The following is a 6,565-nucleotide window of genomic DNA, read 5'->3' on the forward strand; positions in this document are numbered from 1 at the left end:
AGTCACCTGCCATGTACGCCTTCGACCACGTCCGCGCGCACGCCGCCCGCACCGCCGAGCTGGCCGCCGAGGCCTCCGCGCGGCGCCTCGCCCGGGAGGCCGCGCCGGTCACCGGGCCCGCCGCCGGGGCCGGGGCGGTCGCGGCCGTACTACCCGCCCTGCGCAACCGGCTGGGCGAGGCCCTGGTCGCCACCGGGATCCGGCTCATGCAGCCCGCCCGCGTCCACACCCGGTACCAGCGGGGCGCCGCGTGAGCAGACGTCCGTTCGTCGCGGTCCTGGCCGCCAACACCATCTCAATAGCCGGTAGTTCGCTCACCCTCATCGGCGTCCCGTGGTTCGTGCTCGAGACCACGGGGAGCGCCGCCCGGGCCGGTGTCGTCGCCTTCTGCGCCACCCTGCCCGTCGTCGTCGCCGCGCTCGTCGGCGGCCCGGTCATCGACCGCGCGGGCCGCCGCCGGGTCGCGGCAACCTCCGACCTCGTCTGCGGCCTCGCGGTGGGGGCGGTGCCGCTGCTGCACCACGCGGGGCTGCTGGAGTTCTGGATGCTGTGCGCGCTGATGGCCGTCAGCGGCCTCGTACACACGCCGGGACTGACCGCCCGCTACGTCCTGCTCCCCCACCTCGCCGAGCACGCCGGGACGTCGGTGACCCGGGCCGCGGGCCTCTACGACGCCGTCTCGCGCGGCGCCCGGATGATCGGGGCGGCGGTGGCGGGCGTCCTCATCGCGGCCTTCGGCGCCGAGACCGTACTGCTCCTGGACGCGGTGACCTTCGGCGTCTCGGCGCTGCTGCTCACCGCCTTCCTGCGCGGGATCCCGGCGGCCGAGCCGCAACGCACGGGCGGGAAGGTGTCGTTCGCGTCGTACCGGGCCGAACTCGCCGAGGGGTGGGCCTTCCTGACCCGTTCGAGGCTGCTCCTGGGCGTCACCGTGATGGTGATGATGACCAACGGCCTGGACCAGGGCTGGTCTTCCGTCCTGCTGCCCGTGCACGCCGGCGGCAGCCTCGGCGGCGCCGGCGCGCTGGGCCTGCTGATCTCCCTCTTCGGCGGCTTCGCGCTGCTGGGCGCCCTGATCTACGGGGCGTGGGGCGAGCGGTTCCCGCGCCGGACGGTGTTCGCGGCGGCCTTCCTGGCCTCGGGGGCGACCCGGTACGCGGTGGCGGCCGTCACCGACACGACCCTGCCGCTCGCGGTGACGATGGCCCTGGCCGGTCTGGGCGCGGGCATGCTCAACCCGATCCTGACGACGGTGACGTACGAGCGGGTTCCGGAGGAGCTGCGCAGCCGGGTGTCCGGGGTGACGACGGCGGGCTGTGAGCTGACCATGCCGCTGGGCGGGCTGGCGGCCGGTCTGCTCGTCGAGGGGTTCGGGGCGACGAAGGCGCTGCTGCTGTTCGGCGGCACCTACCTGCTGACGACGCTCGCCCCGCTGGTCTTCCCGGCGTGGCGCGGGCTGGAGGCCCCGGGGCCGGCCGCGGACCTCGTCAGCAGGACGGAACCGGCTCTCCCCGGTTCAGCGCGCGCAGCGCGTTCACCGCATCCGTCAGCGAAGTGACGGGGACCAGCCGCAGCCCCTCGGGGAGTTCCGACTGCGCGTCCGAGCACTCCGCCTTCGGTACGAGGAACACGCCGGCCCCGTCGCGGCGGGCGGCCTGCGTCTTGAGGGGGACGCCGCCGACCGGGCCGACCTCACCGTCGGCGGTGATGGTGCCCGTACCGGCGATGCTGCGGCCGCCGGTGAGGTCGCCGCCGCTGCCGTCGCCGTCGAGCTTGTCGACGATGCCGAGGGAGAAGAGCAGACCGGCGCTCGGGCCGCCGACGTCGGCGAGGTTCAGCTCGACCTTCACGTCCTTGGGGTCCTTGCGGAGAAAGCCGAGGGCGGCGTCGGTGGCACTCGACTGGGACCTGGCCATTTCCTCCAGATTGTGCGCTTCGATCTCCTCGTCGCTTCCGCCACCGGAGTAGACGGCCTCCTTGGGCATGACCGCCCGGGCGGGGTCGAACCAGTGGTCGACCAGCTCCGGCAGGGTCACCGTCGTGGACGGGCCGGTGGCCTGGATGGTGGTCATGCGCAGCTGGCCCTTGGTCTCCCGCGTCGGGGCTCCGGTGACCGCGATGACCGCCTTCCCGTCCCGGTCGCCGAGCACGTCGGCCGTGAGACCGGGCTGGGCGATCACGAAGGGCAGCGGCGCGAGCGCCACGACGGCGAGCAGCGCCACGACGGGCGCGGCGCAGACGGCCAGGGCGGCGGGAAGCGGCAGGCGCGTGAGGCGAGAGAGCACCCGCCCAATCTATCGGCCCACCGCCCCCAGGAGGCCCGCCCCGCCCGCCCGGACCACAGCCACCCCGCCCGGTCACACCCCGCCCGGTGCCGCCAACGCGCGACTGCTCCCCCGCCCCAGCCACACCTGAGGCGACCACCCCAGCCCCGCCGGCGCTAGAGGCGCACCCTTAGCCCCGCCGGCGCTTGAGGCGCGCCACCCAGCCCCGCCGGCGCTTGAGGCGCATCACCCAGCCCCGCCGGCGCTTGAGGCGCGGGGGTCCGAGGGCGGAGCCGTCGGCAGCGGGGCGGACGGCGGCACGCAGACGGGCCGGGCCGGTGCCCACCAGCGGCACCCGACCCGGCCCGGCCCGCGTCAGCGAAGCGCGTCCGCGACCTCGCGTGCCGCGTCGACCACTCGCGGCCCGACCCGCTCCGGTACCGCGTCGGCCAGCATCACGACGCCGACGCTGCCCTCCAGCCCGGTGATGCCCACGAGGGGCGCGGCGGCGCCGCTGGCGCCCGCTTCCAGCTCCCCGTGGGTCAGCGTGTAGCCCGGCTCGATCAGCGTGCCCTGGCGGGCCGCCAGGATGGCCCGTCCGGCGGCCCCGCGGTCCAGCGGGTGGCGGAAGCCGGGCCGGTAGGCCACGTGGTAGTCCGTCCAGGTCGGCTCGACGACGGCGACGGCCAGCGCCTCGGTACCGTCGACGAGGGTCAGGTGCGCGGTGGCCCCTATGTCCTCGGCGAGGGACCGCAGCGCGGGCAGGGCCGCCTCGCGTACGAGCGGGTGCACCTGACGGCCCAGCCGCAGCACGCCGAGCCCGACACGGGCCCGGCCGCCGAGGTCACGACGGACCAGCGCGTGCTGTTCCAGAGTGGCCAGAAGCCGGTAGACCACGGTGCGGTTCACACCGAGGCGGTTGGACAGCTCGGTGACGGTCAGACCGTGGTCGGTGTCGGCGAGCAGTTTGAGGACTCTGAGCCCTCTGTCGAGAGTCTGGGAGGTTTCCGCGGTCACGACGCCTCTCCCTCTTTCGGTGGGCGGCGGTGACTCTCGGGGTGGCACGCCGCCGGTCCCGCGGCGGCGCACGGAGAGGCCGCCGGTAGCGGCCATGGCACCGGCTGCGCTCCCGCGGCGGCGCTGCCACGGTGCGTTCGATGCGGGGACAGTAGCGAGCGGGTCCGCTGAGCGGAAGGCCTCGTCCAGAATCCGGGCGCCTACTACCCGTTTATGACGGTTCCTGATCGTCCTCGGTGTCAATTTGTGACCTCGCGGGTCGTCAGAGGCTCCCGGAAGGCCGTCGCTCCGGTCGCCGCTCCGAGCGCGTCCGGCACGACGGCCCGACCCCGCCCCGGAGGGGTGCTCCGGGCGCACCCGGGACGCTCGCCGCAAGGCGCCGGCTCCGGCGGCGGGACGCCAGCGGGGCGGTCGCGGCGGCGCACCCGAGGCAGGTCCGGCGACTTTGGCGACCGCGTCGGCGAGGCCCCGCGGGGCCGGGTGAACGGCCCCGGCGACCCCGGCCCGCAGCCCCGGACCGGCGCGCGGCAGGAGACCGGCGGTGGCTCAAAACGGCCGTTCGGCGGGTCCCACCGCACGGCGCGGGCCGGGGTCCGTGCGATGCGCCGCACGGACCCCGGCCCGTCCCCTGTACGAACGGCTCACCGCATGCGGGTGGCCCACTCCTGCACCTTCTTGATCCGCTCGCGCAGCTGCCCGGCCGTCGCCTCCGCGCTCGGCGGGCCGCCGCACACCCGGCGCAGCTCCGTGTGGATCACCCCGTGCGGCTTGCCGCTCTGGTGGACGTACGCGCCCACCATCGTGTTCAGCGACTTGCGCAGCTCCAGCAGCTCCTTGTGCGAGACCACGGGCCGCCGGTCGGCCGGCAGCTCCAGCAGGTCCGCCTCGGTGTCCGGCTTGCGGCGGCTGTGCGCGATCTGCCGCGACTGCCGCTTCTGGAGCAGCATCTGCACCTGGTCCGGCTCCAGCAGCCCCGGGATGCCGAGGTAGTCCTGCTCCTCTTCACTGCCCGGGTGGGCCTGCATGCCGAACTCGGCGCCGTCGTAGAGGACCCGGTCGAAGACGGCGTCGGACTCCAGCGCCTCGAAGGACATCTGCTCCTCGTCGCCGGTGTCCTCGTCCTCCTGCTTGTTCGCCTCGTCCATTTCCTTCTCGGACTCGGCGTACGGGTCTTCCTCGCCCTGCTTCTTCGGCTTGTCGAGCACGTGGTCGCGCTCGACCTCCATCTCGTTCGCGAAGCCCAGCAGGTAGGGAATGGTCGGAAGGAACACGGAGGCCGTCTCGCCGCGCCTGCGCGATCGCACGAAGCGTCCGACGGCCTGCGCGAAGAAGAGCGGCGTCGAGATGGTCGTCGCGTACACGCCCACCGCCAGCCGCGGCACGTCGACGCCCTCGGACACCATGCGGACCGCGACCATCCAGCGGCTGCCGTCCACGCTGAACTCGTCGATCCGCTTCGACGCGCCGGTGTCGTCGGACAGCACCACGGTCACCTTGCTGCCCGTGATGTCCTTCAGCAGCTTGGCGTACGCGCGCGCCGACTCCTGGTCGGAGGCGATGACGAGCCCGCCCGCGTCCGGGATGCCCTTCCTGACCTCCGTGAGGCGCCGGTCGGCGGCGCGCAGCACGTTCGGCATCCAGTCGCCGCGCGGGTCCAGTGCCGTGCGCCAGGCCTGCGAGATGGCGTCCTTGGTCATCGGCTCGCCGAGCCGGGCGGCGATCTCGTCGCCCGCCTTGGTGCGCCAGCGCATGTTGCCGCTGTAGGACAGGAAGATCACCGGCCGGACGACGCCGTCGCCCAAGGCGTTCCCGTAGCCGTAGGTGTAGTCGGCGGAGGACCGCCGGATGCCGTCGTTCCCCTCCTCGTACGCGACGAAGGGGATGGGGTTGGTGTCGGACCGGAAGGGGGTGCCGGTCAGGGCGAGGCGCCGGGTCGCCGGGTCGAAGGCCTCCAGGCAGGCCTCGCCCCAGGACTTGGAGTCGCCCGCGTGGTGGATCTCGTCGAGGATCACCAGGGTCTTGCGCTGCTCGCACCGGTTGCGGTGCAGCATCGGGCGTACGCCGACACCCGCGTACGTCACGGCGACCCCGTGGTAGTCCTTGCTCAGCGGGCCCGCCGAGTACTCGGGGTCCAGCCGGATGCCTATCCGGGCGGCGGCCTCGGCCCACTGCTTCTTCAGGTGCTCGGTCGGCGCGACGACGGTCACCTGCTGGACCACGTGGTGGTGCAGCAGCCAGGACGCGAGCGTCAGCGCGAAGGTGGTCTTTCCGGCGCCTGGCGTCGCGACCGCGAGGAAGTCCCGCGGCTGGGTCTCGATGTAGCGGTCCAGCGCCCCTTGCTGCCAGGCACGCAGCGCGTTGGCGGTGCCCCATGGGGCACGGCCGGGGAAGGCGGGTGAGAGGTGGTGGGAGGCGGTAGTAGTCACGGTCTCCGGTTCGTGCTCTCGGCGTACTCGCGTACTGGTACGGGCAGTCGTACGTAGGACAACCGGGCCACCCTACCGGCCCGGGCCCGCCCCTCGCGGAGGGACAGGCCCGTGACCTCGGGCAGTGCGGCGAGCGTCACATCCGGCGCAGCCGCTGCGCGATCCGCCCGATGTCCGACTCGTTCCCGGCCGCCACGTCGATGACCAGGCCGTACGCGAGCTCCTGGTCGACGCCCCCGAAGTCGGCGCCGTTCACGGTGAGGAAGGTCGCGGCGGCGAGCCAGGCGGTGCGCTTGTTGCCGTCGACGAGGGGGTGGTTCACGGCGATGCCGTGGAGCAGCGCGGCGGCCTGCTCGTACGCGTCCTCGTAGGCCGGCGTCCCGAACATCCGCGCCCGGGGCCGGTGCACGGCGGACTCCAGCAGCCCGGGCGCGCGCAGCTCGACGGGCTGCCCCTGGGCGAGGCAGGCGTGCCGGGCGAGGTCGAGCACCTCGGCGAGCGTGAGGTGCCGTACGGGGGCGGCGGCGGTCCCCGGGGCGGTCTTGGCGCGGGCCGGGGGGCGGGCCGTCACGAGCCGAGCCGCTTCAGCAGGGCGGAGTGCTGCTCCGCGAGCCGCCCGGCGGCCGCGCCGACCCGGGCGCGCTCGGCCCGCAGGCGGGCGCGTACGGCCTCGAGGGCGACGGTCTCGGGGGTGCTGCCGACGGCGTCGGCGAGGTCGGCCAGCTCGGCGCGGTCGGCGGCGTCCAACCTGATGATCATCTCGCCCATCCGGCGACCCTAGCCGCGCCGGGTGCGGAACTCCCCCGGGTTTGGGCAGGGTCCGGGGCGGGGGCTGGGGCCGAGGGCTGGGGCGGGGGC

General features: G+C 74.3%; 7 protein-coding genes. 2 read left to right on the forward strand and 5 right to left on the reverse strand.

All coding sequences use genetic code 11. The features are described from left to right. Positions 1–11 precede the first annotated feature (11 nt). Both OTB16_RS05935 and OTB16_RS05940 read left to right on the forward strand, forming a co-directional pair. The gene (locus OTB16_RS05935; RefSeq protein WP_267718778.1) at positions 12–254 is read left to right on the forward strand and encodes a hypothetical protein; all 243 of its coding nucleotides are present in this window, start codon (positions 12–14) and stop codon (positions 252–254) included. Then, positions 251–1,558, forward strand: a complete 1,308-nt coding sequence (locus OTB16_RS05940; RefSeq protein ID WP_267718779.1) for an MFS transporter — start codon at positions 251–253, stop codon at positions 1,556–1,558. The genes OTB16_RS05935 and OTB16_RS05940 overlap by 4 nt, the downstream gene beginning before the upstream one ends. On the opposite strand, the gene OTB16_RS05945 is transcribed toward OTB16_RS05940, so the two are convergent. The 5 genes from OTB16_RS05945 to OTB16_RS05965 form a co-directional block, all read right to left on the reverse strand. Then, positions 1,488–2,285, reverse strand: coding sequence for a S16 family serine protease (locus OTB16_RS05945; protein ID WP_267718780.1), 798 nt, complete (start codon positions 2,283–2,285; stop codon positions 1,488–1,490). The two genes, OTB16_RS05940 and OTB16_RS05945, sit on opposite strands and share 71 nt — an antisense overlap. A gap of 354 nt (positions 2,286–2,639) precedes the next feature. After that, on the reverse strand, positions 2,640–3,281 hold the full coding sequence (locus tag OTB16_RS05950; protein WP_054222485.1) for an IclR family transcriptional regulator: 642 nt from the start codon (positions 3,279–3,281) through the stop codon (positions 2,640–2,642). A 641-nt stretch (positions 3,282–3,922) separates the two neighbouring features. Continuing rightward, entirely contained in the window at positions 3,923–5,707 is a 1,785-nt protein-coding gene (locus OTB16_RS05955) for a DEAD/DEAH box helicase (RefSeq protein WP_267718782.1), read from the reverse strand. 136 nt (positions 5,708–5,843) lie between these two features. Next, on the reverse strand, positions 5,844–6,278 hold the full coding sequence (locus OTB16_RS05960; protein WP_267718783.1) for a type II toxin-antitoxin system death-on-curing family toxin: 435 nt from the start codon (positions 6,276–6,278) through the stop codon (positions 5,844–5,846). Next, a complete protein-coding gene (locus OTB16_RS05965; RefSeq protein WP_267718784.1) occupies positions 6,275–6,475 on the reverse strand; it encodes a hypothetical protein in 201 nt (66 codons plus the stop codon). Before OTB16_RS05965 ends, OTB16_RS05960 begins: the two co-directional genes overlap by 4 nt. Positions 6,476–6,565 lie beyond the last annotated feature (90 nt).

The organism is Streptomyces antarcticus (assembly GCF_026627255.1).
GTDB classification, from domain to species: Bacteria; Actinomycetota; Actinomycetes; order Streptomycetales; family Streptomycetaceae; genus Streptomyces; species Streptomyces antarcticus.

What these genes read in the sequence shown, in the direction of transcription:
- OTB16_RS05935 (WP_267718778.1), top strand. Translation starts at nt 12, where the DNA reads ATGTACGCCTTCGACCACGTCCGCGCGCACGCCGCCCGCACCGCCGAG.
- OTB16_RS05965 (WP_267718784.1), bottom strand. Translation starts at nt 6,475, where the DNA reads ATGGGCGAGATGATCATCAGGTTGGACGCCGCCGACCGCGCCGAGCTG.